Annotated in this window: 25 protein-coding genes; 17 read left to right on the forward strand and 8 right to left on the reverse strand. The window is 71.6% G+C overall.

Annotation, left to right across the window (positions count from 1 at the left end; genetic code table 11):
- Positions 1-271: 271 nt before the first annotated feature.
- Positions 272-1,147, reverse strand: coding sequence for a biotin--[acetyl-CoA-carboxylase] ligase (locus tag IE178_RS33595; RefSeq protein ID WP_193514889.1), 876 nt, complete (start codon positions 1,145-1,147; stop codon positions 272-274).
- Positions 1,148-1,257: 110 nt separating this feature from the next.
- Here IE178_RS33595 and IE178_RS33600 point away from each other — a divergent pair, with 110 nt between their 5' ends.
- The 4 genes from IE178_RS33600 to IE178_RS33610 all read left to right on the forward strand — a co-directional run bounded on the left by IE178_RS33600 (position 1,258) and on the right by IE178_RS33610 (position 4,053).
- The gene (locus IE178_RS33600) at positions 1,258-2,847 is read left to right on the forward strand and encodes an acyl-CoA carboxylase subunit beta (RefSeq protein WP_193514890.1); all 1,590 of its coding nucleotides are present in this window, start codon (positions 1,258-1,260) and stop codon (positions 2,845-2,847) included.
- Positions 2,848-2,856: 9 nt separating this feature from the next.
- On the forward strand, positions 2,857-3,063 hold the full coding sequence (locus IE178_RS33605; protein WP_193514891.1) for an acyl-CoA carboxylase subunit epsilon: 207 nt from the start codon (positions 2,857-2,859) through the stop codon (positions 3,061-3,063).
- Between the two features lie 209 nt (positions 3,064-3,272).
- Entirely contained in the window at positions 3,273-3,401 is a 129-nt protein-coding gene (gene mmpB, locus IE178_RS36430) for a morphogenic membrane protein MmpB (RefSeq protein ID WP_268250060.1), read from the forward strand.
- A gap of 31 nt (positions 3,402-3,432) precedes the next feature.
- The gene (locus IE178_RS33610) at positions 3,433-4,053 is read left to right on the forward strand and encodes a Maf family protein (protein WP_193514892.1); all 621 of its coding nucleotides are present in this window, start codon (positions 3,433-3,435) and stop codon (positions 4,051-4,053) included.
- Here IE178_RS33610 and IE178_RS33615 read toward each other — a convergent pair.
- On the reverse strand, positions 4,022-4,501 hold the full coding sequence (locus IE178_RS33615; protein WP_193514893.1) for a hypothetical protein: 480 nt from the start codon (positions 4,499-4,501) through the stop codon (positions 4,022-4,024). The genes IE178_RS33610 and IE178_RS33615 overlap by 32 nt on opposite strands.
- Positions 4,502-4,865: 364 nt before the next feature.
- On the opposite strand from IE178_RS33615, the gene IE178_RS33620 reads away from it, so the two are divergent.
- Positions 4,866-6,638 (forward strand): acetyl/propionyl/methylcrotonyl-CoA carboxylase subunit alpha, encoded by a 1,773-nt coding sequence (locus IE178_RS33620; RefSeq protein WP_193514894.1) that lies wholly within the window; start codon positions 4,866-4,868, stop codon positions 6,636-6,638.
- A 414-nt stretch (positions 6,639-7,052) separates the two neighbouring features.
- Here IE178_RS33620 and IE178_RS33625 read toward each other — a convergent pair whose 3' ends face one another.
- Together IE178_RS33625 and IE178_RS33630 are read right to left on the reverse strand one after the other, a co-directional pair.
- Entirely contained in the window at positions 7,053-8,027 is a 975-nt protein-coding gene (locus IE178_RS33625) for a DeoR/GlpR family DNA-binding transcription regulator (RefSeq protein ID WP_184761172.1), read from the reverse strand.
- Positions 8,028-8,170: 143 nt separating this feature from the next.
- Positions 8,171-9,718 (reverse strand): NAD(P)H-quinone dehydrogenase, encoded by a 1,548-nt coding sequence (locus IE178_RS33630; RefSeq protein ID WP_318280393.1) that lies wholly within the window; start codon positions 9,716-9,718, stop codon positions 8,171-8,173.
- Here IE178_RS33630 and IE178_RS33635 point away from each other — a divergent pair.
- The 3 genes from IE178_RS33635 (at position 9,717) to IE178_RS33645 (ending at position 13,278) form a co-directional block, all read left to right on the forward strand.
- Positions 9,717-10,157, forward strand: coding sequence for a gamma-glutamylcyclotransferase family protein (locus IE178_RS33635; protein WP_184761170.1), 441 nt, complete (start codon positions 9,717-9,719; stop codon positions 10,155-10,157). The two genes, IE178_RS33630 and IE178_RS33635, sit on opposite strands and share 2 nt — an antisense overlap.
- A 101-nt stretch (positions 10,158-10,258) precedes the next feature.
- Entirely contained in the window at positions 10,259-11,083 is an 825-nt protein-coding gene (locus tag IE178_RS33640) for a purine-nucleoside phosphorylase (RefSeq protein WP_184761169.1), read from the forward strand.
- 563 nt (positions 11,084-11,646) lie between these two features.
- Positions 11,647-13,278, forward strand: coding sequence for a phospho-sugar mutase (locus IE178_RS33645; protein ID WP_193514896.1), 1,632 nt, complete (start codon positions 11,647-11,649; stop codon positions 13,276-13,278).
- A 34-nt stretch (positions 13,279-13,312) separates the two neighbouring features.
- Here the strand turns inward: IE178_RS33645 and IE178_RS33650 are convergent, their stop codons facing one another.
- Positions 13,313-14,041: a PH domain-containing protein gene (locus tag IE178_RS33650; RefSeq protein ID WP_193514897.1), complete on the reverse strand. Its 729-nt coding sequence runs from the start codon at positions 14,039-14,041 to the stop codon at positions 13,313-13,315.
- Between the two features lie 112 nt (positions 14,042-14,153).
- Between IE178_RS33650 and deoC the strand changes: the two genes are divergently transcribed.
- Genes deoC through IE178_RS33665 form a run of 3 tightly spaced genes read left to right on the forward strand, consistent with a single transcriptional unit; the run spans position 14,154 to position 17,448 of the window.
- On the forward strand, positions 14,154-15,107 hold the full coding sequence (gene deoC / locus IE178_RS33655) for a deoxyribose-phosphate aldolase (protein WP_184761166.1): 954 nt from the start codon (positions 14,154-14,156) through the stop codon (positions 15,105-15,107).
- A 12-nt stretch (positions 15,108-15,119) separates the two neighbouring features.
- A complete protein-coding gene (locus IE178_RS33660; RefSeq protein WP_193514898.1) occupies positions 15,120-16,565 on the forward strand; it encodes an aldehyde dehydrogenase family protein in 1,446 nt (481 codons plus the stop codon).
- Positions 16,558-17,448, forward strand: a complete 891-nt coding sequence (locus tag IE178_RS33665; RefSeq protein WP_193514899.1) for an aldehyde dehydrogenase family protein — start codon at positions 16,558-16,560, stop codon at positions 17,446-17,448. The genes IE178_RS33660 and IE178_RS33665 overlap by 8 nt, the downstream gene beginning before the upstream one ends.
- An 83-nt stretch (positions 17,449-17,531) precedes the next feature.
- On the opposite strand, the gene IE178_RS33670 is transcribed toward IE178_RS33665, so the two are convergent.
- Positions 17,532-17,870, reverse strand: coding sequence for a hypothetical protein (locus tag IE178_RS33670; protein ID WP_193514900.1), 339 nt, complete (start codon positions 17,868-17,870; stop codon positions 17,532-17,534).
- A 59-nt stretch (positions 17,871-17,929) separates the two neighbouring features.
- On the opposite strand from IE178_RS33670, the gene IE178_RS33675 reads away from it, so the two are divergent.
- Positions 17,930-18,664, forward strand: coding sequence for a uridine kinase family protein (locus IE178_RS33675; RefSeq protein WP_193514901.1), 735 nt, complete (start codon positions 17,930-17,932; stop codon positions 18,662-18,664).
- Positions 18,665-18,964: 300 nt separating this feature from the next.
- Here IE178_RS33675 and IE178_RS33680 read toward each other — a convergent pair whose 3' ends face one another.
- Positions 18,965-19,702: a SigE family RNA polymerase sigma factor gene (locus IE178_RS33680; protein WP_184761161.1), complete on the reverse strand. Its 738-nt coding sequence runs from the start codon at positions 19,700-19,702 to the stop codon at positions 18,965-18,967.
- A gap of 243 nt (positions 19,703-19,945) precedes the next feature.
- Here IE178_RS33680 and afsQ1 point away from each other — a divergent pair, with 243 nt between their 5' ends.
- The 5 genes from afsQ1 to IE178_RS33705 all read left to right on the forward strand — a co-directional run bounded on the left by afsQ1 (position 19,946) and on the right by IE178_RS33705 (position 23,840).
- Entirely contained in the window at positions 19,946-20,623 is a 678-nt protein-coding gene (gene afsQ1 / locus IE178_RS33685) for a two-component system response regulator AfsQ1 (protein ID WP_166001883.1), read from the forward strand.
- Positions 20,620-22,245: an ATP-binding protein gene (locus IE178_RS33690; RefSeq protein ID WP_193514902.1), complete on the forward strand. Its 1,626-nt coding sequence runs from the start codon at positions 20,620-20,622 to the stop codon at positions 22,243-22,245. Before afsQ1 ends, IE178_RS33690 begins: the two co-directional genes overlap by 4 nt.
- Positions 22,245-22,868: a hypothetical protein gene (locus IE178_RS33695; protein ID WP_193514903.1), complete on the forward strand. Its 624-nt coding sequence runs from the start codon at positions 22,245-22,247 to the stop codon at positions 22,866-22,868. The genes IE178_RS33690 and IE178_RS33695 overlap by 1 nt, the downstream gene beginning before the upstream one ends.
- Before the next feature lie 130 nt (positions 22,869-22,998).
- Complete coding sequence (locus tag IE178_RS33700) at positions 22,999-23,580, forward strand: VanZ family protein (RefSeq protein ID WP_193514904.1); 582 nt, start codon at positions 22,999-23,001, stop codon at positions 23,578-23,580.
- Positions 23,581-23,639: 59 nt separating this feature from the next.
- A complete protein-coding gene (locus IE178_RS33705; RefSeq protein ID WP_193514905.1) occupies positions 23,640-23,840 on the forward strand; it encodes a PspC domain-containing protein in 201 nt (66 codons plus the stop codon).
- A 134-nt stretch (positions 23,841-23,974) separates the two neighbouring features.
- On the opposite strand, the gene IE178_RS33710 is transcribed toward IE178_RS33705, so the two are convergent.
- Entirely contained in the window at positions 23,975-24,310 is a 336-nt protein-coding gene (locus IE178_RS33710) for an ATP-binding protein (protein WP_184761156.1), read from the reverse strand.
- Positions 24,311-24,355 lie beyond the last annotated feature (45 nt).

The following is a 24,355-nucleotide window of genomic DNA, read 5'->3' on the forward strand; positions in this document are numbered from 1 at the left end:
TTCTCAAGTAACCGATTCCGCGCCAGTCCGAGGACGGACACCCCCGACCCGGCCCCGACCCACCCACCACCCACAGGCGCTACACCGGCCCCCACCGAAGCCGCACATGCGCCGCAGGCAGACAACCCTCACCCCCACCGAACCGAACACCGCACCGCAGCCGCTACAACAGCACCCACCAAACCGAACGCCCCGCCGCAGGCAGACACCCCGCACCCCCACCGAACCGAACGCCGCACCGCAGGCAGACGACGCGCACCCCCGCGGAGCGTCACGCGCCCCCAGCCGGGCGCAGGTGCACGATGTCCCCCGCCCCCACCGGCTCCTGCACCCCCTCCCGCGTAGCCAGCACCAACCGCCCGTCCCCGTCCACCGCAACCGCCTCCCCCACCAGCGCCCGATCCCCCGGCAACTCCGCCCGCACCACCCGCCCGAGCGTCGCGCACCCCGCCGCATACGTCTCCTGCAAGCCGCACGCCCCCGCGTCTCCCCCGGCCTCCCGCCACCGCCCGTACCACTCCTCCAGCGCCCGCAGCATCCCCCGCAGCAGCGGATCCCGGTCCGTACTCACCGCGCCCGCCAACGCCAACGACCCCGCCGTCGGCACCGGCAGCTCATCCGCCCGCAGGCTCACATTGATCCCGACGCCCACGACGACACCCCCTTCCCCGGCCCCCTCCGCGAGGATCCCCCCGGCCTTGCGCTCCTCTCCCCCCACCGTCACCAGCACATCGTTCGGCCACTTCAGCGCCGTATCGACCCCGGCAGCCCGCGACAGACCCGTGGCCACCGCGACCCCCGTCAGCAACGGCAGCCACCCCCACCGATCCACCGGCACCTCCCGAGGCGTGAGCAGCACGGAGAAGAACAACCCGGACCGAGCGGGCGCACTCCACTGCCGATCAAGCCGCCCCCGCCCGGCGGTCTGCTCCTCCGCGACAAGGACGGCCCCTTCCCTCACCGCCCCCGAGACAGCCCGTGCCACCAGGTCGGTATTGGTCGATCCCGTCCGCTGCACCACATCCACCTGTGACCACAGCGCCCCCTCCCGCACCAGCCCCCGCCTCAACGCGCCCGCGTTGAGCGGCGGCCGCTCCAGGTCGGACCAACGGCTCCCGTTCGGATCTGATGCATCTCTCGGCGTCATGCAAGCCACCCTAGGTGTGGTAAACGCCGCACTGCCGAAGCGCAGGCCCCCCACTACGCTACGGATGAGTAACCGTCCCCCCTTTTGAGCAGGCAGGGAGCCGCATCCCGATGTCCGAGCCGGAAGAGCAGCAGCCTGACATTCACACGACCGCGGGCAAGCTCGCGGATCTCACGCGTCGTATCGAAGAGGCGACGCACGCCGGCTCCGCACGCGCCGTCGAAAAACAGCATGCCAAGGGCAAGCTGACGGCCCGTGAGCGGATCGACCTCCTGCTCGACGAGGGCTCCTTCGTCGAGCTGGACGAGTTCGCCCGGCACCGCTCCACCAACTTCGGCCTCGACGCCAACCGCCCCTACGGCGACGGCGTCGTCACCGGCTACGGCACGGTCGACGGCCGCCCGGTCGCCGTCTTCTCCCAGGACTTCACCGTCTTCGGCGGAGCCCTCGGCGAGGTCTACGGGCAGAAGATCGTCAAGGTCATGGACTTCGCCCTGAAGACCGGCTGCCCGGTCATCGGCATCAACGACTCCGGCGGCGCCCGCATCCAGGAAGGCGTAGCCTCCCTCGGCGCGTACGGCGAGATCTTCCGCCGCAACACCCACGCCTCCGGCGTGATCCCACAGATCAGCCTGGTCGTCGGCCCGTGCGCGGGCGGCGCGGTCTACTCCCCCGCGATCACCGACTTCACGATCATGGTCGACCAGACCTCGCACATGTTCATCACCGGCCCGGACGTCATCAAGACGGTCACCGGTGAGGACGTCGGTTTCGAGGAACTCGGCGGCGCCCGCACGCACAACACCGCCTCGGGCGTGGCCCACCACATGGCCGGCGACGAGAAGGACGCCATCGAGTACGTCAAGCAGCTCCTGTCGTACCTGCCGTCCAACAACCTCTCCGACCCCCCGGTCTTCCCGGAAGAGGCGGACCTGACGATCACCGACGAGGACCGCGAACTCGACACGCTCGTCCCCGACTCGGCGAACCAGCCCTACGACATGCACACCGTCATCGAGCACATCCTCGACGACTCCGAGTTCTTCGAGACGCAGCCGCTGTTCGCCCCGAACATCCTCACCGGCTACGGCCGCGTGGAGGGCCGCCCCGTCGGCATCGTCGCCAACCAGCCGATGCAGTTCGCCGGCTGCCTGGACATCACCGCCTCGGAGAAGGCGGCCCGCTTCGTCCGCACCTGCGACGCCTTCAACATCCCGGTCATCACCTTCGTCGACGTCCCCGGCTTCCTGCCCGGCGTGGACCAGGAGCACGACGGCATCATCCGGCGCGGCGCCAAGCTGATCTACGCCTACGCCGAAGCGACCGTCCCGCTGATCACCGTCATCACCCGCAAGGCGTTCGGCGGCGCCTACGACGTCATGGGCTCCAAGCACCTGGGCGCCGACCTCAACCTGGCCTGGCCGACGGCCCAGATCGCGGTGATGGGCGCGCAGGGCGCCGTCAACATCCTGCACCGCCGCACCATCGCCGAGTCGGACGACCCGGAGGAGACCCGCGCCCGGCTGATGCAGGAGTACGAGGACGCCCTCCTCAACCCCTACGTCGCGGCCGAGCGCGGCTACGTCGACGCGGTGATCATGCCGTCCGACACCCGCCGCCACATCGTCCGCGGTCTGCGTCAGCTGCGTACGAAGCGGGAATCCCTGCCCCCGAAGAAGCACGGCAACATCCCCCTGTAAGGAGCCGATGTGATCAAGGTCGTACGGGGCAACCCGACCCCGGAGGAGCTGGCCGCCGCACTGGCGGTGGTTCGCGCGCGCGCCGCGGCGGCGTCCGCCATACCGTCCGGCGCGCCCGCTCCCCGCGACTCCTGGTCCGACCCGTCCCGCGTCGCCGCCCGCCGTCTGCCCCAGCCGGGGCCGGCGTCCTGGACGCGCACTTACTGGCCGAGCTAGCGGCGAACCCCCGACGGCGCGGGGCCGGACCGAGGTGCGCCTCGGCCCCGCGCCGGCTCACGGTGCCGCGCCCCCCTGCACGGTGCCGCGCCCCGTGCCGCACCGTGCCGCACCGTGCCGCGCCCCCGCCGCACCGTGCAGTGACCTGCACCTCAACTTGAGTACCCGTACTCAGGCGCCGTCCCCGGGCCCAGTCGCACGCTGGTGGCATGCTGTGGTCCGACCCCGAGAACGAACCGCCCGAGGAACTGCGGGACACGCAGGAGATGCTGCGGCGGCTGGGCGTTCTCGTGGCGCTGGCCATGGTGCTCGCGATGCTCGTGATCGGCGTGAGGTGAGGCATCCGGGCGACGCCGATACGCTGACCGCATGACAGATCAGCCGCGCCGCCGACTCGTGCTCGCCTCCCAGTCCCCCGCCCGGCTCGGACTGCTCCGCCAGGCCGGACTCGACCCCGAGGTGATCGTCAGCGGGGTCGACGAGGACGCCGTCACCGCCCCCACCCCCGCCGAACTGGCGCTCGCCCTGGCCGAGGCCAAGGCGTCCGTCGTCGCTGCGAAGCCCGAGGTCAAGGGCGCACTGGTGATCGGCTGCGACTCGGTGCTGGAACTGGACGGCCAGGCCCTCGGCAAGCCCGTGGACGCCGAGGAGGCCACCGCGCGCTGGAAGGCCATGCGCGGCCGCGCGGGCACCCTCCAGACCGGCCACTGCGTCTACGACACGCTCAGCGGCCGGTACATCTCCGCCACCGCCTCCACCGTCGTCCGTTTCGGTGATCCCACGGACGAGGAGATCGCCGTCTACGTCGCCTCCGGCGAACCTCTCCACGTGGCCGGGGCCTTCACCCTGGACGGCCGCTCGGCCCCGTTCATCGACGGCATCGACGGCGACCACGGCAATGTGATCGGCATCAGCCTGCCCCTGGTACGCCGTCTGCTGGCCGAGCTGGGCGTCGGCATCACGGAGCTGTGGGCGCCGCCGGAGGCGTGAGCGGTGTGCCGTCACCGCCGGTGCCGCCCTCGGGAGCGGTGCCGGCGGGTTCGCCGGGCCGGCCGTCGTACGTCATCAGCAGCAGCACGACGAGGCCGAGCACCACCACCATGAACAGGAACGCGGTCCAGCCGACCAGCCCCCACACGAACGCGCCCAGCAGCCCGTGCACCACCGCGGCGCTGATCAGCACCACCCGGCCGAACCCGGCCGGCGCCCGGTCGCGCACGGCGACCAGCAGGGCCACCACACCGCACAGGGCGAAGTAGAGCCCGAAGACGATCCCTCCAACCTTCGAGGACACCGACATCATGTGCGGGTCGAGACCGGCCAGCGACATGTCCTGCCGGTCGACGACGATGCCCAGGAACCAGTTCAGCCCCGCGATACCGAGTGCCTCGGCGAACAACACGAACGCCACGACCCATGCCACCGGTCTGCGCACCACCGGTCCCCACCCACTTCCGAGCCCGACTGTGGTTACCCCGAGTATGTTCGGGACGTCGCGAAGGCTACTAACGGGTAAACCTCGGTACAAGGGTCCGGCGGAGGGCAAAGAATCATTGGGCCATTCGTAGGGACTCCACAAAGAAACCGAGTGGGCCGCAGCACGCTCTTACAGAGACCTTGACCACATGGGACGGCTAGGGTTTCCGGGGAAAGACCAGCGCACCCTGGTGCGACAAGGGATTTCCCGGGTCGAGCAAGCCTCGTATCACGCTCCGTGTGGGCAAGCTCACCAATGGGGACGGGTCGAAGTGTCGTGTCGGCTGTCCCTAAACTCGGCTTGTTTCAAGGAGGGAGCCTCAATCGTGCGCAAGGTGCTCATCGCCAACCGTGGCGAAATCGCTGTCCGCGTGGCCCGGGCCTGCCGGGATGCCGGAATCGCGAGCGTTGCCGTCTACGCCGACCCGGACCGGGACGCTCTGCATGTCCGCGCCGCGGATGAGGCGTTCGCCCTGGGCGGTGACACTCCGGCCACCAGTTACCTCGACATGGACAAGGTGCTGAAGGCCGCGCGTGAGTCGGGTGCCGACGCCGTCCACCCGGGCTACGGCTTCCTCTCCGAGAACGCCGAGTTCGCCCAGGCGGTACTGGACGCGGGCCTCATCTGGATCGGCCCGCCGCCGCAGGCCATCCGCGACCTCGGTGACAAGGTCGCCGCCCGGCACATCGCCCAGCGCGCCGGCGCCCCGCTGGTGGCGGGCACGCCGGACCCGGTGTCCGGCGCGGACGAGGTCGTCGCGTTCGCCGAGGAGCACGGTCTGCCGATCGCCATCAAGGCGGCCTTCGGTGGTGGCGGCCGCGGTCTGAAGGTGGCGCGGACGCTGGAGGAGGTGCCGGAGCTCTACGACTCGGCCGTCCGTGAGGCCGTCGCCGCGTTCGGGCGCGGCGAGTGCTTCGTCGAGCGGTACCTGGACAAGCCGCGGCACGTGGAGACCCAGTGCCTGGCCGACCGCCACGGCAACGTGGTCGTCGTCTCCACGCGTGACTGCTCCCTCCAGCGCCGCCACCAGAAGCTGGTCGAGGAGGCTCCGGCGCCGTTCCTGTCCGAGGCGCAGGTCGCCGAGCTGTACTCGGCCTCGAAGGCCATCCTCAAGGAGGCCGGTTACGTCGGTGCCGGCACCGTGGAGTTCCTGGTCGGCGTCGACGGCACGATCTCGTTCCTGGAGGTGAACACCCGTCTCCAGGTGGAGCACCCGGTGACCGAGGAGGTCGCCGGCATCGACCTGGTGCGGGAGATGTTCCGCATCGCGGACGGTGAGGAGCTGGGCTACGACGACCCGCCGCTGCGGGGCCACTCGTTCGAGTTCCGCATCAACGGTGAGGACCCGGGGCGCAACTTCCTCCCGGCGCCCGGGACGGTCACGAAGTTCGCCGCGCCGTCGGGGCCGGGTGTGCGTCTGGACGCGGGTGTGGAGTCCGGTTCGGTCATCGGCCCGGCGTGGGACTCGCTGCTGGCCAAGCTGATCGTCACCGGTCGCACGCGCAAGGAGGCGCTGGAGCGGGCCGCGCGTGCGCTGGCGGAGTTCGAGGTCGAGGGCATGGCCACGGCGATCCCGTTCCACCGCGCGGTGGTGAAGGACCCGGCGTTCGCCCCCGAACTCACCGGTTCGGCAGAACCGTTCACGGTCCACACCCGCTGGATCGAGACCGGGTTCGTCAACGAGATCAAGCCGTTCGCTGCCGCCGTGGACGCCGAGGCCGAGGAGGAGGCGGGCCGCGAGACGGTCGTCGTCGAGGTCGGCGGCAAGCGCCTGGAGGTGTCCCTGCCCGTCTCGCTCGGCATGTCCCTGGCCCGTACGGGTCTGGCGGCGGGCGCGAAGCCGAAGCGGCGGGCGGCGAAGAAGTCCGGCCCGGCGGCTTCGGGCGACACTCTGGCCTCTCCGATGCAGGGCACGATCGTCAAGATCGCGGTGGAGGAGGGGCAGGAGGTCAAGGAGGGCGACCTGGTCGTCGTCCTGGAGGCCATGAAGATGGAGCAGCCCATCAACGCCCACAGGTCGGGCACGGTCAAGGGTCTGAGCGCGGAGGTGGGGTCGTCGGTCACCTCGGGCGCGGCGATCTGCGAGATCAAGGACTGACTCCGTACGAGGCCGCACATGCGCCATGCCTGCGGCGCATGTGCGGCTTCGGTGGGGGCCGCTGTAGCGCCTGTGGGTGGTGGGTGGGTCGGGGCCGGGTCGGGGGTGTCCGTCCTCGGACTGGCGCGCAATCGGTTACTTGAGAAGCGGGGGGTGCGGACGCGCCAGCCACTGCGGGCGAACACCCCCGCCCCGTCCCCTTCGCGCCGTACGCGGCCATCGCCGCTACCGCGGGCAGCCACTGCCGCCCACTGCGGGCAGTCGTGCCGCTGGGGCGATGGGGGTCCCCCCGCTCGAGCGAAGCCGAGAGTGGGGGAGGGTGGGCGCGGCGGCACCCCGCCAGCACCGGGCAGCAGGCACAAATCACCCCGCATCCCGCACCAGGAATCAAGGGCCCGGCCCGCGCAGCGACCCTCACCGCCGCCGCAGATCCGCCACCCGCGCCGCCCGCTCCGCCCGCTCCGCGCCAGCGGCCTGCTCCGCCCCCAACCCCACCGCCGCCGACCGAAGCCCCGGCCCCTGACGCCGCGGCCCGGGCACCGGCACATCCCGGCGCTGCTGGCGCGCCGTCGGGGGCCCCTCACCCCCCGCGCCCGCGGAACCCCCCGGCGCGCCGGCCACGGCGATCTGCACACCCTGATCGGCGAGCGCCTGAAGCTCCGTCGCCGCACGGTCGTCGTGTGCGGGCGGCTCGTCCGTCACCAGACGCGTGATCAGATCCGTCGGCACCGTCTGGAACATGGTGTCGGTACCGAGCTTGGTGTGATCGGCGAGGACGACCACCTCCGCCGCGGCCTGCACCAGCGCCCGGTCGACCGAGGCCGACAGCATGTTGGACGTGGACATCCCGCGCTCGGCGGTCAGGCCGCTCCCGGAGAGGAAGGCCCTGGACACCCGCAGCCCCTGGAGGGACTGCTCGGCGCCACTGCCGACGAGGGCGTAGTTCGAACCGCGGAGCGTACCGCCGGTCATCACGACCTCCACCCGGTTGGCGTGGGCCAGTGCCTGGGCCACGAGGAGGGAATTGGTGACGACGGTCAGCCCGGGCACCCGGGCCAGCCGGCGTGCCAGTTCCTGCGTGGTGGTACCCGCGCCGACCACGATGGCCTCGCCCTCTTCCACGAAGTTCGCGGCGAGGTCGGCGATGGCGGTCTTCTCGGCGGTCGCGAGATGTGACTTCTGCGGAAAACCGGACTCTCGCGTGAAACCGCCCGGGAGTACCGCACCGCCGTGCCGGCGGTCGAGGAGTCCTTCTGCCTCCAGCGCGCGCACGTCCCGCCGTACGGTCACTTCGGAGGTCTGGACGACGCGGGCGAGCTCACGGAGCGACACGGCCCCGTTCGCTCGCACCATTTCGAGGATCAATTGGCGACGTTCTGCAGCGAACACGAAACTGACAGTAACGCCAGCGACCGTCTGCTTTCAGCAGTTTGCGCTGAATAGCAGAAGTTGTTCGCACAGCACCACAGCAAGTGGTATAAGCCTCGATGGGTGGCAACTCCCCGTGACCGTCGGGGAGTCGAGTCCGGCCGTCAGGCCTCGTCCGCCGCCTTCCGCGTGTGCAACTGCCGTGCCACTTCCGCGATCGACCCCGACAGCGAGGGATACACGGTGAAGGCGTTCGCGATCTGTTCGACGGTCAGATTGTTGTCGACCGCGAGCGAGATGGGGTGGATGAGTTCCGAGGCGCGCGGCGCCACGACGACGCCGCCCACCACGATGCCGGTGCCCGGCCGGCAGAAGATCTTGACGAAGCCGTCGCGGATGCCCTGCATCTTCGCGCGCGGGTTCCGCAGCAGCGGCAGCTTCACGACCCGGGCGTCGATCTTGCCGCCGTCCACATCGGCCTGGGAGTAGCCGACGGTGGCGATCTCGGGGTCGGTGAAGACGTTCGACGAGACCGTCTTCAGGTTCAGCGGGGCCACCGCGTCGCCGAGGAAGTGGTACATGGCGATACGGCCCTGCATCGCCGCCACCGAGGCCAGCGCGAAGACGCCCGTGACGTCACCGGCGGCGTACACGCCGGGGGCCGTGGTCCGCGAGACCTTGTCCGTCCAGATGTGGCCCGACTCCCGCAGCTTGACGCCGGCCTCCTCCAGGCCCATGCCCTCGGAGTTCGGGATGGCGCCCACGGCCATCAGACAGTGCGACCCGGTGATGACCCGCCCGTCGGCGAGCGTCACCTCCACCCGGTCCCCGACGCGCTTCGCGGACTGCGCCCGCGACCGCGCCATGACGTTCATGCCGCGCCGCCGGAAGACTTCCTCCAGCACCGCGGCGGCGTCCGGGTCCTCGCCCGGCAGCACCCGGTCGCGCGACGACACGAGCGTCACCTTCGACCCCAGCGCCTGGTAGGCACCGGCGAACTCCGCGCCCGTGACACCCGATCCGACCACGATGAGCTCCTCGGGAAGCTCGTTCAGGTCGTACACCTGGGTCCAGTTGAGGATCCGCTCGCCGTCGGGCCGGGCGTCGGGCAGCTCGCGCGGATGTCCACCGGTCGCGATCAGCACGGCGTCCGCGGTGAGCGTCTCCTCGCTCCCGTCCGCGGCGCGCACCACGACCTTGCGTGACCCGTCGAGCGCCTGCATGCCCTCCAGCCGGCCCCGCCCTCGCAGCACCCGCGCGCCGGCCCGGGTCACGGACGCGGTGATGTCGTGGGACTGGGCCAGGGCGAGCCGCTTCACACGCCGGTTGACCTTCCCCAGGTCCACGCCCACCACCCGGGCGGCCTGCTCCATGGGCGGGGTGTCGTCGGCGACGATGATGCCCAGTTCCTCGTACGACGAGTCGAAGGTGGTCATCACCTCGGCCGTGGCGATCAGGGTCTTGGACGGCACGCAGTCGGTGAGCACCGACGCCCCGCCCAGGCCGTCGCAGTCGACGACGGTCACCTCCGCGCCGAGCTGCGCGGCGACCAGCGCCGCTTCGTATCCGCCGGGTCCGCCACCGATGATCACGATCCGAGTCACGTACTCCATTGTCCCGCACACTTCACCGTGCGACCGCCCGGGGGCCTCAGCCGTGGCCCCCCTGTTACCGGAGGGGCTTCCGTTCCGCCTGCCGTACCCTTCCCCCATGTCGCTCTACGCCGCGTACGCCGGCAACCTCGACGCGCGGCTGATGTCCCGCCGCGCCCCGCACTCGCCGCTGCGCGCCACGGGCTGGCTGAACGAGTGGCGACTGACCTTCGGGGGCGAGCACATGGGGTGGGAAGGCTCGCTCGCCACGCTCGTCGAGGACCCGATCTCCCAGGTCTTCGTGGCTCTCTACGACATCGCCCCGATGGACGAGGAGTCCCTGGACCGCTGGGAAGGCGCGGGCGGCCTGGACGTCTACCGGCGCACCCGGGTCCGCGTCCACACCCTGGACGGCGAGGAGTCGGCCTGGACGTACGTCCTGAACAGCTACGAGGGCGGCCTCCCCTCGGCCCGCTACCTGGGTGAGATCGCCGACGCGGCCGAGTCCGCGGGCGCCCCCCACGACTACGTGATGGAACTCCGCAAGCGCCCCTGCTGAACCCCGGGCCGAGACCGCGTGGAAAACGACAGGACAACGATCGTCAACCCGTCGCCTCTCGCATCTACGCGCGTAGGCGAATACCGGCTACCCTCAACGGCGTGAACGCTTCTCTTCTTCCGGACGACATCCAGGGCGACCCCTACGCCGCAGCCGACACCGCCGCCGCGCGCCTGCGCGAACTCACCGGCGCCGAGACCCACGACGTCGCGCTGGTGATGGGCTCCGGCTGGGCACCGGCCGTGGACGCCCTCGGCGCCCCCGAGGCCGAGTTCCAGGTCACCGAGCTGCCCGGTTTCCCGCCGCCGGCGGTCGAGGGCCACGGAGGCAAGATCCGCTCGTACCGCATCGGCGCGAAGCGCGCCCTGGTCTTCCTCGGCCGCACCCACTACTACGAGGGCCGCGGGGTCGCCGCCGTCGCCCACGGCGTCCGCACCGCCGTGGCCGCGGGCGCGAAGACCGTCGTCCTGACCAACGGCTGCGGCGGCCTGCGCGAGGGCATGCGCCCCGGCCGACCGGTCCTGATCAGCGACCACATCAACCTCACGGCCACCTCCCCCATCGTCGGCGCCAACTTCGTCGACCTCACCGATCTCTACTCCCCGCGTCTGCGCGCGCTCTGCAAGGAGATCGACCCCACGCTGGAGGAGGGCGTCTACGCCCAGTTCCCCGGCCCGCACTACGAGACCCCGGCCGAGATCCGCATGGCCCGTGTCATCGGCGCGGACCTCGTCGGCATGTCCACGGTCCTGGAGGCCATCGCCGCACGCGAGGCGGGCGCGGAGATCCTGGGCATCTCCCTGGTCACCAACCTGGCCGCGGGGATGACGGGTGAGCCCCTCAACCACGAGGAGGTCCTCCAGGCGGGCCGTGACTCCGCCACCCGCATGGGCTCCCTGCTGACGCAGGTGCTCGACCGCCTGTAGGGGGCGGCCGTAGCCACAGAGCGCCATGCGCAGCCGAGCCGCACGCATGGGTGCGGCCGGCGGCAGCCCGCGCACCCCGGCGCTGACGGGATGCCGCCGCGCCCACCCGTGCCGCCCCCGGGGGCACCTCCCGGGCCGTTCAGGCACTGGGGACACGACTCCCCGCGATGAGCGGCGGCACCACGGCCGCGGCAGCGGCTTCGGCCGCGTACGGCGCGAAGGGGACGGGGCGGGGGTACCCGCCCGCAGCGGCCGGCGCGTCGACCGGGGAACCTTTCAAGTGACCGATTCCGCGCCGGACCGAGGACGGGTACCCCCGACCCGGCCCCGCCCCACCCACCGGCCACAGGCGCTGCCCACACCCCCACCGGACCGAACCCTGCGCCGCAGGCACACGACCCACACCCCCACCTCACCGAACCCAGCACCGCGGACACACGACCCACACCCCCACCTCACCGAAGCCAGCACCGCAGGCACACGACACACACCCCCACCGCACCGAACCCCAGCGCCGCAGGCACACGACCCGCACATCCACCGGACCGAGAGGCTGACCGAACGTGCAAGACGCCCTCATCGCACAGGCCCAGGCATGGCTGACCGAGGACCCCGACCCGGACACCCGTGAGGAACTCGCCCGCCTCATCGACGCCGAGGACCACGCCGAGCTCACCGCACGCTTCAGCGGCACCCTCCAGTTCGGCACCGCAGGCCTCCGAGGCGAACTGGGCGCGGGCCCGATGCGCATGAACCGCTCGGTCGTCATCCGCGCCGCCGCCGGCCTCGCCGCGTACCTCAAGAAGCACGGCCACACCGACGGCCTCGTCGTCATCGGTTACGACGCCCGCCACAAGTCGCACGACTTCGCCCGCGACACCGCCGCCGTCATGACGGGCGCCGGCCTCAGGGCGGCCGTCCTCGACCGCCCCCTCCCCACCCCCGTCCTCGCCTTCGCCATCCGGCACCTCGGCGCCGTCGCGGGCGTGGAGGTCACCGCCAGCCACAACCCGCCCCGCGACAACGGCTACAAGGTGTACCTCGGCGACGGCTCCCAGATCGTCCCCCCGGCGGACGCGGAGATCGCCGCCGAGATCGAGGCCGTGGCGTCCCTCACCACGGTCCCCCGCCCCACGGAAGGCTGGGAGACCCTCGACGACACCGTTCTGGACGCCTACCTCGCCCGCACGGACGCCGTCCTGTCCAAGGACTCCCCCCGCACCGCCCGCACCGTCTACACGGCCATGCACGGCGTCGGCAAGGACGTCCTCCTCGCCGCCTTCGCCCGTGCCGGCTTCCCCGCCCCCGACCTCGTCACCGAGCAGGCCGACCCCGACCCGGAGTTCCCGACCGTCGCGTTCCCCAACCCGGAGGAGCCCGGCGCGATGGACCTGGCCTTCGCGAAGGCCCGCGAGACGCAGCCCGACCTGATCATCGCCAACGACCCGGACGCCGACCGCTGCGCCGCGGCCGTCAAGGACGGCGCCGACTGGCGCATGCTGCGCGGCGACGAGGTCGGCGCGCTGCTCGCCGCCCACCTGGTCCGCCGGGGAGCGACCGGCACGTTCGCCGAGTCGATCGTGTCGTCGAGCCTGCTCGGCCGTATCGCCGAGAAGGCCGGCCTGCCGTACGAGGAGACCCTGACCGGCTTCAAGTGGATCGCCAGGGTCGAGGGCCTGCGCTACGGCTACGAGGAGGCGCTGGGCTACTGCGTCGACCCGGACGGCGTACGCGACAAGGACGGCATCACGGCGGCGCTCCTGCTCACGGAACTGGCCTCTGAGCTGAAGGCGCAGGGCCGCACGCTCCTCGACCTCCTGGACGACCTCGCCGTGGAGCACGGCCTGCACGCCACCGACCAGCTCTCGGTGCGTGTGCAGGACCTCTCCCTGATCGCCTCGGCGATGCGCCGTCTCCGCGACCAGCCCCCCACCGAGCTGGCCGGCCTGAGCGTCACCACGGCCGAGGACCTGACCCGGGGCTCGGACCGGCTCCCGCCCACCGACGGCCTGCGCTACACCCTGGACGGGGCGAGGGTGGTCGTCCGCCCCAGCGGCACGGAACCGAAGCTGAAGTGCTACCTGGAGGTGGTGATCCCGGTCGCCACGAGGACCGGCCTCCCCGAGGCCCGCGCCGAGGCGACGGCCCTGCTGGAGAGGATCAAGCAGGACCTGTCCCGCGCAGCCGGGATCTGAGAGAAGGGGGCGGGCGAACAGCCCGCCCCATCCCTCACCCCAGGGCCAGCAGCACCGCCAGCAGCACCGCGCCCGCGACGGCTGGCCCCGCGATCTCGTAGGCCCAGCGCACGGTCACCTCACCCTGCGCGGCCTCCGCCCCCTGCCGCCGCTCGAGCAGCTCACGCATCTCGTCCATCGCCCGGTCGCTCTCGGCCCGCCGGGGCGCCTCGGGACCGGCCCCCGGACCGAGCCCGCCGACCCCGTTCCCACCGCCCCGAGCGACCCGACCGCCCCGGCCACCCCGTCCCCCGCCGTCGCCGCGCGCGGCCCGCGCCGCCGCCCGCGTCTCCTGCCGGGACGCCTTGCTGCGGGCCCGCAGTGAGACCGGCAGCGCCCACAGCTGGTACTTCGCGCCGGAGTCGTCGAAGACCTCGTTGGAGAATCCGGACCGCAGCGAGGCCACCTGCCCCCAGGGCAGCACGATCACGCGGAACGGGTTGCGGACGCGCAGCCGGTCGTCGTTCACGTACACGGCGGGACGCAGGGTGTAGGCGACGACCAGGGGCACGAGGACCAGCATCGTGGCGAGGGCCAGCCACGGGGTGCGGCCCTCTCCGGCGACCACCGCGTCGATGCCGAGCCACGCGATGATGGCGAGCAGCAGCACACCACCGGCGAGGCCCGCGGGCGAGCGGTAGATCCGGTCCTGGTACTGGGGTGCCGCGGACCCCGGGGGCTTCGAGGGCTCCGGGGCGGGCGACTGAGGGTCGGGGGTCGTCATGCTCCCGATTCTGCACGACGGCTCCGGGGACGCCGTACGCGGTGGATGCCGGCCGGAACGAGCGGGAGGGCTGTACAGCCGCTACGCGCGTAGATATGCTCGTCTGGTGACCATGCCCACCACTGCACCCCATGCTCTCAGCGACGTCACCGCGTCCGACAGCACGCTGCGCCGCTTCCTCCACGGGCTGCCCGGCGTCGACGCGGTCGGCCTGGAGGCGCGTGCCGCCTCCCTCGGCACCCGATCGATCAAGACGACCGCGAAGGCGTACGCCATCGACCTCGCCATCTCGATGGTCGACCTGACGACGCTGGAAGGCGCGGACACCCCGGGCAAGGTCCGGGCGCTCGGCGCGAAGGCGGTCCACCCCGACCCGACCGACCGCACGACCCCCGCCACGGCCGCGGTCTGCGTCTACCCCGACATGGTGACCACGGCCAAGGAGGCCGTCGCCGGCTCCGTGGTCAAGGTCGCCTCCGTCGCCACGGCCTTCCCGGCCGGCCGCGCCCCGATCGCCGTCAAGCTGGCGGACGTCCGCGAGGCCGTCGCCGCCGGTGCGGACGAGATCGACATGGTCATCGACCGCGGGGCGTTCCTCGCGGGGAACTACCTGAAGGTGTACGACGAGATCACCGCCGTGAAGGAGGCCTGCGGGACGAACGCCCGCCTCAAGGTCATCTTCGAGACGGGCGAGCTGTCGACGTACGACAACATCCGCCGGGCGAGCTGGCTCGGCATGCTGGCCGGGGCGGACTTCATCAAGACCTCGACCGGCAAGGTCGCCGTCAACGCGACCCCCGCGAACACCCTCCTCATGCTGGAGGCGGTGCGGGACTTCCGTGCCCAGACCGGCGTCCAGGTCGGCGTGAAGCCGGCCGGTGGCATCCGTACGTCGAAGGACGCCATCAAGTTCCTGGTCCTGGTCAAGGAGACCGCGGGCGAGGACTGGCTGGACAACCACTGGTTCCGCTTCGGTGCCTCCTCGCTGCTGAACGATCTGCTGATGCAGCGGCAGAAGCTGGCCACCGGCCGTTACTCCGGCCCTGACTACGTGACGGTGGACTGAGACCCCATGACCATGGAAAAGCGGACATCCGCATTCGAGTACGCGCCGGCGCCCGAGTCCCGCTCGGTCGTCGACATCGCCCCGTCGTACGGCCTGTTCATCGACGGTGAGTTCACCGAGGCGGCCGACGGCAAGGTCTTCAAGACCGTCTCCCCCGCCACCGAGGAGGTCCTCTCCGAGGTCGCCGAGGCCGGTGAGGCGGACGTCGACCGGGCGGTCAAGGCCGCCCGCAAGGCGTTCGAGAAGTGGTCGGCGCTCCCGGGTTCGGAACGTGCCAAGTACCTGTTCCGGATCGCGCGGATCATCCAGGAGCGCAGCCGCGAGCTGGCCGTCCTCGAGACCCTGGACAACGGCAAGCCGATCAGGGAGACCCGCGACGCCGACCTCCCCCTGGTCGCCGCGCACTTCTTCTACTACGCGGGCTGGGCGGACAAGCTGGGCCACGCGGGCTTCGGCGCGCACCCGAAGCCGCTGGGCGTGGCCGGTCAGGTCATCCCGTGGAACTTCCCGCTCCTGATGCTGGCGTGGAAGATCGCCCCGGCCCTGGCGACCGGCAACACGGTGGTCCTCAAGCCCGCCGAGACGACCCCGCTCTCCGCGCTCTTCTTCGCCGACATCTGCCGTCAGGCGGGCCTGCCCAAGGGCGTCGTCAACATCGTCACCGGCGACGGCCGCACCGGCGCCGCGCTGATCGCCCACCCCGACGTGAACAAGGTCGCCTTCACCGGCTCCACGGCCGTCGGCAAGGAGATCGCGCGCACGGTCGCGGGCACCCGCAAGAAGCTGACCCTCGAACTCGGCGGCAAGGGCGCCAACATCGTCTTCGACGACGCCCCGATCGACCAGGCCGTCGAGGGCATCGTCAACGGCATCTTCTTCAACCAGGGCCAGGTCTGCTGCGCGGGCAGCCGTCTCCTGGTCCAGGAGTCGATCCACGACGAGCTGCTGGACTCCCTCAAGCGGCGCCTCGCCACGCTCCGTCTGGGCGACCCGCTGGACAAGAACACCGACATCGGCGCGATCAACTCCGCCGAGCAGCTGGCCCGTATCACCGCGCTGGCCGACCAGGGCGAGGCGGAGGGCGCCGAGCGCTGGTCCCTGGTCTGCGAACTCCCGGAGAGCGGTTACTGGTTCGCGCCGACGCTGTTCACGGGCGTCACCCAGGCGCACACCGTCGCACGCGACGAGATCTTCGGCCCGGTGCTGTCCGTCCTCACCTTCCGCACCCCGGACGAGGCCGTCGCGAAGGCGAACAACACGCCGTACGGCCTGTCGGCGGGCATCTGGACGGAGAAGGGCTCGCGCATCCTGGCGGTCGCGAACAAGCTCCGCGCGGGCGTGATCTGGTCCAACACGTTCAACAAGTTCGACCCGACGTCGCCGTTCGGCGGCTACAAGGAGTCGGGCTTCGGCCGCGAGGGCGGCCGCCACGGTCTGGAGGCGTACCTCGATGTCTGACACGCGACTCAGTGTCTTCAAGACCTACAAGCTGTACGTCGGCGGGAAGTTCCCGCGTTCCGAGAGCGGCCGGGTGTACGAGGTGACCGACTCGAAGGGCACGTGGCTGGCGAACGCGCCGCTCTCCTCCCGCAAGGACGCCCGGGACGCGGTGGTCGCCGCGCGCAAGGCGTTCGGCGGCTGGTCGGGCGCGACGGCGTACAACCGCGGCCAGATCCTCTACCGCGTCGCGGAGATGCTGGAGGGCCGGCGCGAGCAGTACGTCCGTGAGGTCGCCGCCGCCGAGGGCCTGTCGAAGTCGAAGGCCGCCGACCAGGTGGACGCGGCGATCGACCGCTGGGTCTGGTACGCGGGCTGGACGGACAAGATCGCCCAGGTGATCGGTGGCGGCAACCCGGTCGCGGGCCCGTACTTCAACCTCTCCTCCCCCGAACCGACGGGCGTGGTCGCCGTACTGGCCCCCCAGGAGTCGTCCTTCCTGGGCCTGGTGTCGGTGGTCGCCCCGGTGATCGCGACGGGCAACACGGCGGTCGTGGTCGCGAGCGAGAGGTCCCCGCTGCCCGCCCTCTCCCTCGGCGAGGTCCTGGCCACCTCCGACCTCCCCGGCGGCGTGGTCAACGTCCTCTCCGGCCGGACGGCGGAGATCGCCGCCCCGCTGGCCGCGCACCAGGACGTCAACGCGATCGACCTCGCGGGCGCCGACGAGGTGCTGGCGAAGGAGCTGGAGATCGCCGCCGCGGACAACCTCAAGCGCGTACTGCGTCCACAGCCTGTGGACAACTGGTCGGCGACACCCGGCACCGACCGCATGACGGCGTTCCTGGAGACCAAGACGGTCTGGCACCCGACGGGTTCCCTGGGCGCGTCCGGCTCCGCGTACTGACCGGAGCCCCCACGACCACGACCGGAGCGCCGTACCCCTCCACCGTCCGGGAGGGGTACGGCGCTCCGCCGATGTCGTGCCGGTCAGCCGCGCAGCAGGTCCGTCGCCCGACCGGCCACCGGGACGTCGCCGACCGAGGGTGCCTGGGCGACCGGCCCGGTCACCGCCCGTGTGTCCACCGGCCGGAAGTCGGCCACCTGGGTGCCGACGCCGTTGTCGAGCGGGTCCACGCCCGTGCCGGCGAGCGGATTGGGCTTGAGGTCCGCGACCGTGGCCGCGACCTGAGCGGCGCCACCGGGGAGCGGCTCCGAGTCCGCGGCCGCCGCCGTCGTCGCACCGACCCCCAGTGCCACCCCCGCGGTCGCGAGGACGGCCAGGGCGCGTCGTGCGGTCGGCGTCCTGGGTGCGTTGTGTCGGGCCATCGCTCTGCCACCTCTTGCCTTCACTGAGTCACCGGATCGACGCGAAGAGTAGTGGAGATGTGACGCGTGCTTCAAAGGCGTACCGCGGGGTCGTACGTCACCCGAACGATGCCTCAGACTGGTGTCCCGTGAGTTCCCAGTCGCCCATATCCGCGCGAGTCGTGCTGCTCTGCGGCCCCTCCGGCTCCGGCAAGTCCCTCCTCGCGGCCCGTTCCGGCCTGCCCGTGCTGCGCCTCGACGACTTCTACAAGGAGGGCGACGACCCCACCCTCCCGCTGGTGGCGGGCACCTCCGACATCGACTGGGACCACCCCGGCTCCTGGGACGCGGACACGGCCGTCGCCGCGATCGACCGGCTGTGCCGCACGCGTCGTACGCAGGTCCCCGTCTACGACATCTCGCTGAGCGCCCGCACCGGTGAGGGGACCGTCGACATCGGCGGGACACCCCTGTTCATCGCCGAGGGCATCTTCGCCGCGGAGATCGTCACCCGGTGCCGTGAGCTGGGTCTGCTGGCGGACGCGCTGTGTCTGGACCGCGGTGCGGTGCGGACCTTCCGCCGGCGCTTCCTGCGCGACCTCAAGGAGGGCCGCAAGTCGGTGCCGTTCCTGCTGCGCCGCGGCTGGCGGCTGATGCGGCTGGAGCGGTCGATCATCGCCCGCCAGACGGCGCTGGGCGCGTACGCCTGCGACCGGGACGAGGCGCTGGGCCGACTGGCGACCGCCGCGGTCGCCGGACGTGCGGGTAAGGGCACAGGCACGAGTACGAGTACGAGTACGAGTACGCGGGCCTAGGAATATCCCCGAGGAGCCGCGCGCACGCGAAAGGCGGGACTGGGCGGGCCCCCCGGCCCTCCAGTCCCGCTGTTTCGCACTCCCCCGTGGTCCCCCGTATCCCCGTGGCCCCCCGTGTTCCCCCGTGTCCCCAGAGGTCCCCCGTGACCCCCCTTGTACTCCCCCCTGGTCCCCCTCCGATCCCCCACCTCTCACGGTGACGCCCCCCGGCGTCCCCGCGATTCCCCCGTTACCTGTTCCCCCGGGATCCCCCGATCCCTCGGTTCCCCGATCCCCCGGGTCCCCGTTTCCCCCGTACCTTCAGGCGACGAGCTCCCCGAAGGCGTCCTCCTCGTCACGGCCGAAGCTGAGGACCTCGTCCTCGCGCAGCCGGCGGAGCGACCGCCAGATGCTGGACTTCACCGTGCCGACACTGATGCCGAGGATGTCCGCGATCTCCGGGTCCGTGCGGCCCTCGTAGTAGCGCAGGACCAGCATGGTGCGCTGGAGTTCGGGCAGCCGGGCCAGCGCCTGCCACAGGACCGCGCGCAGCTCGGTGCCGCGCATCGCGTCCGTGTCACCGGCCGTCTCCGGCAGTTCCTCGGTCGGGTACTCGTTCAGCTTGCGGCGGCGCCACGCGCTGATGTGCAGATTGGTCATGGTGCGGCGGAGATATCCGCCGACCGCCGCCTTGTCACTGATCCGGTCCCACGCCCGGTAGGTCGAGAACAGCGCGCTCTGCAGCAGGTCCTCGGCCTCGAAGCGGTCGCCGGTCAGGTGGTAGGCGGTGGCGTACAGGGAGGCGCGGCGCTCCTGGACGTAGGTGGTGAACTCCACCTCCGTCGGCGAGCGGCGCTCCCCCGGGCCCTCCCCGTACGCGTTCCCCCCGTCGGTGTCCCCCGTGGACGCGTCAACCACCGTCATGATCGTGGTGTGCTGACGCCCGGTGCTGCGAGCGCACCCCCGCATGCCCGCCGCACCGGACTTCTCGGAACCCCGGTGCACGTCGTGCAGACGCGTGATCACTGCGCTGGTGCTGGTGCCGTGCAGCGTGTTCATCTCGCGCCCCCCGTGGTGGACTTCCGGTGTTCGGTCCCGCTGTTGTGCTTGTGCCGAATAGCTTGCCGGGGGACCTTCATGACCGTGTCTGCCGACTGTCACAGACCTGTCACAGGGGTCGGGCACCGCGGGGACACGGATCCTTCACAGGAATCGGTGCACGTAGCGCCACGTATGCGGGCCCAATGGGCATCTGCCGCCCACGGGTCGAACAGGAAGCCCTCCATGGGCCAGAATGAGCCCGTGCCTTCCCTGTTGCTGATCGAGGACGACGACGCCATCCGCACGGCCCTGGAGCTCTCACTGACGCGCCAGGGCCACCGGGTGGCGACCGCTGCCAGTGGTGAGGACGGTCTGAAGCTGCTGCGCGAGCAGCGGCCGGATCTGATCGTGCTGGATGTGATGCTGCCCGGCATCGACGGGTTCGAGGTGTGCCGGCGCATCCGGCGCACGGACCAGTTGCCGATCATCCTGCTGACCGCCCGCAGTGACGACATCGACGTCGTCGTCGGACTGGAGTCCGGCGCCGACGACTATGTCGTCAAACCGGTGCAGGGCCGGGTGCTGGACGCCCGGATCCGGGCGGTACTGCGGCGCGGGGAACGGGAGTCCAATGACTCGGCGACCTTCGGCAGTCTGGTCATCGACCGTGCGGCGATGACGGTGACGAAGAACGGCGAGGACCTCCAGTTGACGCCGACCGAGCTGCGGCTGCTGCTGGAGCTGAGCCGGCGGCCGGGCCAGGCGCTGTCCCGGCAGCAGCTGCTGCGGCTGGTGTGGGAGCACGACTACCTGGGCGACTCGCGTCTGGTGGACGCCTGTGTCCAGCGGCTGCGTGCCAAGGTCGAGGACGTGCCGTCGTCCCCGACGCTGATCCGTACCGTGCGCGGTGTCGGCTACCGGCTGGATCCGCCTCAGTGACACAGGAGCACCAAGGGGGGAACCGCCGCTGGTCCGCGGCGCGCAAGGGAGTCTGGTCACGGCTGCGCTTCACGAGCCTGCGGCTGCGGCTGGTCGTGGTGTTCGGGCTGGTCGCGCTGACCGCGGCGGTGTCCGCGTCCGGCATCGCGTACTGGCTGAACCGTGAGTCCGTGCTGACCCGCACCCAGGACGCGGTGCTGCGCGACTTCGAGCAGGAGATGCAGAACCGGGCGGGTGCGCTGCCCGAGCACCCGACGCAGGACGAACTGCAGCGCACCGCGGGCCAGATGGCGAACAGCGGCCAGCGCTTCACCGTGCTGCTGGTCGCCGAGGCCCCGGACGGGCGGACCGTCTACGGCAGTTCGGGCGGGCTGAACGGCTTCTCGCTGCAGGACGTGCCGGACTCGCTGCGCGAGGCGGTGACCGAGCGGCAGAAGATCACGTCGAACAACAAGTACCCGCACCGGCTGTACTGGCAGCGGATCGTCGTCGGCGACACCCCGTATCTGGTGGCGGGGACACGGGTGATCGGCGGCGGGCCGACGGGCTACATGCTGAAGTCGCTGGAGCCGGAGGCCAAGGACCTCAACTCGCTGGCCTGGTCCCTGGGGATCGCCACCGGACTGGCGCTGATAGGAGCCGCGCTGCTCGCGCACGCCGCGGCCACGACGGTGCTGAAGCCGGTCCAGCGGCTCGGGGTGGCCGCCCGGCGGCTCGGCGAGGGCAAGCTGGACACCCGGCTGAGGGTGTCGGGCACCGATGAACTGGCGGACCTTTCCCGGACGTTCAACAAGGCGGCCGAGGCGCTGGAGAAACGGCTCGCCGACATGGCCGCGCGTGACGAGGCGTCCCGGCGGTTCGTGGCGGACATGAGTCATGAGCTGCGTACTCCGCTGACCGCGATCACCGCGGTGACCGAGGTCCTGGAGGAGGAGCTGGAGTTCGAGGGCGGCGGCTTCGACCCGATGATCGAGCCGGCCGTGCGGCTGGTGGTGAGCGAGACCCGGCGGCTGAACGACCTGGTCGAGAATCTGATGGAGGTCACCCGCTTCGACGCGGGCACCGCCCGTCTGGTCCTCGACGACGTCGACATCGCCGACCAGATCACCGCCTGCATCGACGCGCGTGCCTGGCTGGACGCGGTGGACCTGGTCGCCGAGCGCGGCATCCACGCCCGGATCGACCCGCGCCGGCTGGACGTGATCCTGGCCAACCTCATCGGCAACGCGCTCAAGCACGGCGGCTCGCCGGTGCGGGTGGCGGTGCGCGAGGACGTCGCCGACGGTACGGACGGCACGGAGGGTGCGGAGGGCGCCGGGGACGGGGGCACGGTCGTCATCGAGGTGCGGGACCACGGGCCGGGCATCCCCGAGGAGGTCCTGCCGCATGTCTTCGACCGCTTCTACAAGGCCAGCGCCTCCCGGCCGCGTTCCGAGGGCAGTGGTCTGGGGCTGTCCATCGCGCTGGAGAACGCCCATATCCACGGCGGGGAGATCACCGCGGCGAACTCCCCCGAGGGCGGGGCCGTGTTCACCCTGCGGCTCCCGCGGGACGTGTCCGCGCGGAGCGCTTCGGAGAGGACCGGCGACAGCGAGGACGAAGGCGCTGAGGGGGACGCCTGATGAACGTACGACGCAGGACCGTACGCCGTTTGCCGGCGCTGCTGGCCTTCGGGATGCTCGGTGGTCTGCTCGCCGGTTGCGGGATCCGGGCCACGGAGGTACCGACCGACTTCGGTCCGGCGCCCTCGCGGGTGCGCTGCTCGCTGGCCGAGCCGGAGGTGTCGACACAGGCCGCGCGGGGACTGCCGGTGCAGGTGTTCCTGCTGTGCGGATCGTCGCTGGTGGCCGTCGACCGGACGGTACGGGTGCCGGACGGGGCGGCGGACTCGCGGCGCGTGCTGGTGGCGCAGGGGCTGCTGGACGAGTTGTCCCAGCAGCCGTCGGCCGCCGAGCAGGAGGCCGGGTACACCACACGCGTACGGAGGGCAACGACCGTGAGCGGTCCCCGGCCCGGCGACCCGGAGGACACGCTGCGGCTGAGCACCGCGCCCGGGGGCCTCACCTCCGCCGGGCTGGCGCAGATCGTGTGCACCTTCTCCGACTCGGCGGCGGCCGAGGGCGACGGCTCGGTGATCCTGGGCGGCCCCGACGACGGCCGGCCGCGCCGCTACGAGTGCACGGACGAGGTCCGGTCCCGTCCGGACGAGGAGGAACCGCCGTCCTCGGAGACCACCGGGAACTGAGCCGCGCGGTGGACCCGTGCGCGGCCCGGCGCGCCGTCCCGCGCGGTGTGCCGCACTGTGGCGCATGCCTCACCCGGGGAACGGGTGACATCCCGGAACCGATCGTGCGGAACGCCGCGTCTTGGGGAGCGTGCAGCGTCAAGGCTTCGGCGGTGGCACCGCCGCGTTCCGTGTCCAGGTGACAGGGGGGCTCCTCCTGGCCGCGTATCTCGCGTTCGTCGCCTGGTTCGCGCTGCGCCCTCTGGACGTGCCCTGGGTGATGCCCGCCAATCTGCGGCCGTTCGACGGCATCCGGGCCGAGTTCGCGCTGGGCTGGGCGGAAGGGGTCCGCCGGGTCGGCGAGGGGCTGGCGCTGCTCGCGCCGCTGGGCGTGCTGCTGCCGATGGCCGGGGGCCGGCTGGCCGTCTCGCGGCTGGGCTCGCTGATCCGCACCATGGCCGCGACCGCCCTGGTGTCGCTGGCCATCGAGATGCTGCAGACCGCGGTGCCGGGCCGGGTCGTGGACGTCGACTCGCTGCTGCTGAACACCCTGGGCGCGGCGCTCGCGCATGCGGCCGTGGTGCCCGCGGGCCGCTCCCGGCTGCGCCGCCGAACGGCGGGACGGTCCGGCGCCGCCGTCTTCCCGGAGGAGCCGGTTCAGGGTCGGACCCCGACGATTCCCAGGGTCGGGATCGCCCCGTGGAGCGACGCTTTGCCCCCTTCGTCGCCGTAACGTGGAGTGCACTGAGGCAGCCACTTGGGAGGCCTCGCACCGCTCACCAAGGAGCCGTCATGAGCCGCCTCGTCCGCCCCACCCACGACCGCATGATCGGCGGAGTGTGCGCCGCGCTGGCCCGGCGCTTCGACACCTCCGCGACCACGATGCGGGTGATCTTCCTGATCTCGTGTCTGCTTCCGGGCCCGCAGTTCCTGCTGTACATAGCGCTGTGGATCCTGTTGCCCTCGGAGGACAAGGCACGGGCGGCCTGGTAGGCCGGCGCGGGCGCTCGGCGGTGCTCGCAAGCACTCTCCCCCTCAGGACCGCGTACGGCCGTCTCCCCGAGTACGCCGATGGGGCGCACCCCGAGTCCGGGTGCACCCCATGGGCAGGTTCGTGCCTGGCCGGGTCAGGCGCCGAGCGGGACACCGTTGAGGGCGAGGCCCTGGGAGGGCAGCCCCTGCAGCGGCAGGCCGCCGAGGAGACCGGGGGCCGGGAGCTGCCCGGCGACCGGCTGAGCGGCCGCCGTGCCGGTGCCCGCCAGCTCCTGGCCCGTCGCCAGCGCCTTGTCCGAGCCCGGCAGCGCGCCGGACAGCTTCTCCGCCGGTACGGCCTGGGTGACGGTGTCCAGCGCCGGGACGACGTCCGGGACGGCCGGGGCCGCGTTGGCGGCGCCCGCACCGGCGGCGGCGAAGGCGGCACCGAGAGCGGCGACACCGAGGGTCTTGGCAGCAGACTGCTTCATGAAATACGTCCTCGAAATGGGATACGGGGATGTGAGCGGTGCTGC

It is taken from the genome of Streptomyces griseoloalbus (assembly GCA_014650015.1).
Taxonomy (GTDB): Bacteria; Actinomycetota; Actinomycetes; order Streptomycetales; family Streptomycetaceae; genus Streptomyces; species Streptomyces griseoloalbus.

What these genes read in the sequence shown, in the direction of transcription:
- IE178_RS33595 (WP_193514889.1), bottom strand. Translation starts at nt 1,147, where the DNA reads ATGACGCCGAGAGATGCATCAGATCCGAACGGGAGCCGTTGGTCCGAC.
- IE178_RS33600 (WP_193514890.1), top strand. Translation starts at nt 1,258, where the DNA reads ATGTCCGAGCCGGAAGAGCAGCAGCCTGACATTCACACGACCGCGGGC.
- mmpB (WP_268250060.1), top strand. Translation starts at nt 3,273, where the DNA reads ATGCTGTGGTCCGACCCCGAGAACGAACCGCCCGAGGAACTGCGGGAC.
- IE178_RS33610 (WP_193514892.1), top strand. Translation starts at nt 3,433, where the DNA reads ATGACAGATCAGCCGCGCCGCCGACTCGTGCTCGCCTCCCAGTCCCCC.
- IE178_RS33635 (WP_184761170.1), top strand. Translation starts at nt 9,717, where the DNA reads ATGTCGCTCTACGCCGCGTACGCCGGCAACCTCGACGCGCGGCTGATG.
- IE178_RS33630 (WP_318280393.1), bottom strand. Translation starts at nt 9,718, where the DNA reads ATGGGGGAAGGGTACGGCAGGCGGAACGGAAGCCCCTCCGGTAACAGG.
- IE178_RS33650 (WP_193514897.1), bottom strand. Translation starts at nt 14,041, where the DNA reads ATGACGACCCCCGACCCTCAGTCGCCCGCCCCGGAGCCCTCGAAGCCC.
- deoC (WP_184761166.1), top strand. Translation starts at nt 14,154, where the DNA reads ATGCCCACCACTGCACCCCATGCTCTCAGCGACGTCACCGCGTCCGAC.
- IE178_RS33660 (WP_193514898.1), top strand. Translation starts at nt 15,120, where the DNA reads ATGGAAAAGCGGACATCCGCATTCGAGTACGCGCCGGCGCCCGAGTCC.
- IE178_RS33665 (WP_193514899.1), top strand. Translation starts at nt 16,558, where the DNA reads ATGTCTGACACGCGACTCAGTGTCTTCAAGACCTACAAGCTGTACGTC.
- IE178_RS33670 (WP_193514900.1), bottom strand. Translation starts at nt 17,870, where the DNA reads ATGGCCCGACACAACGCACCCAGGACGCCGACCGCACGACGCGCCCTG.
- IE178_RS33680 (WP_184761161.1), bottom strand. Translation starts at nt 19,702, where the DNA reads ATGAACACGCTGCACGGCACCAGCACCAGCGCAGTGATCACGCGTCTG.
- IE178_RS33695 (WP_193514903.1), top strand. Translation starts at nt 22,245, where the DNA reads ATGAACGTACGACGCAGGACCGTACGCCGTTTGCCGGCGCTGCTGGCC.
- IE178_RS33705 (WP_193514905.1), top strand. Translation starts at nt 23,640, where the DNA reads ATGAGCCGCCTCGTCCGCCCCACCCACGACCGCATGATCGGCGGAGTG.
- IE178_RS33710 (WP_184761156.1), bottom strand. Translation starts at nt 24,310, where the DNA reads ATGAAGCAGTCTGCTGCCAAGACCCTCGGTGTCGCCGCTCTCGGTGCC.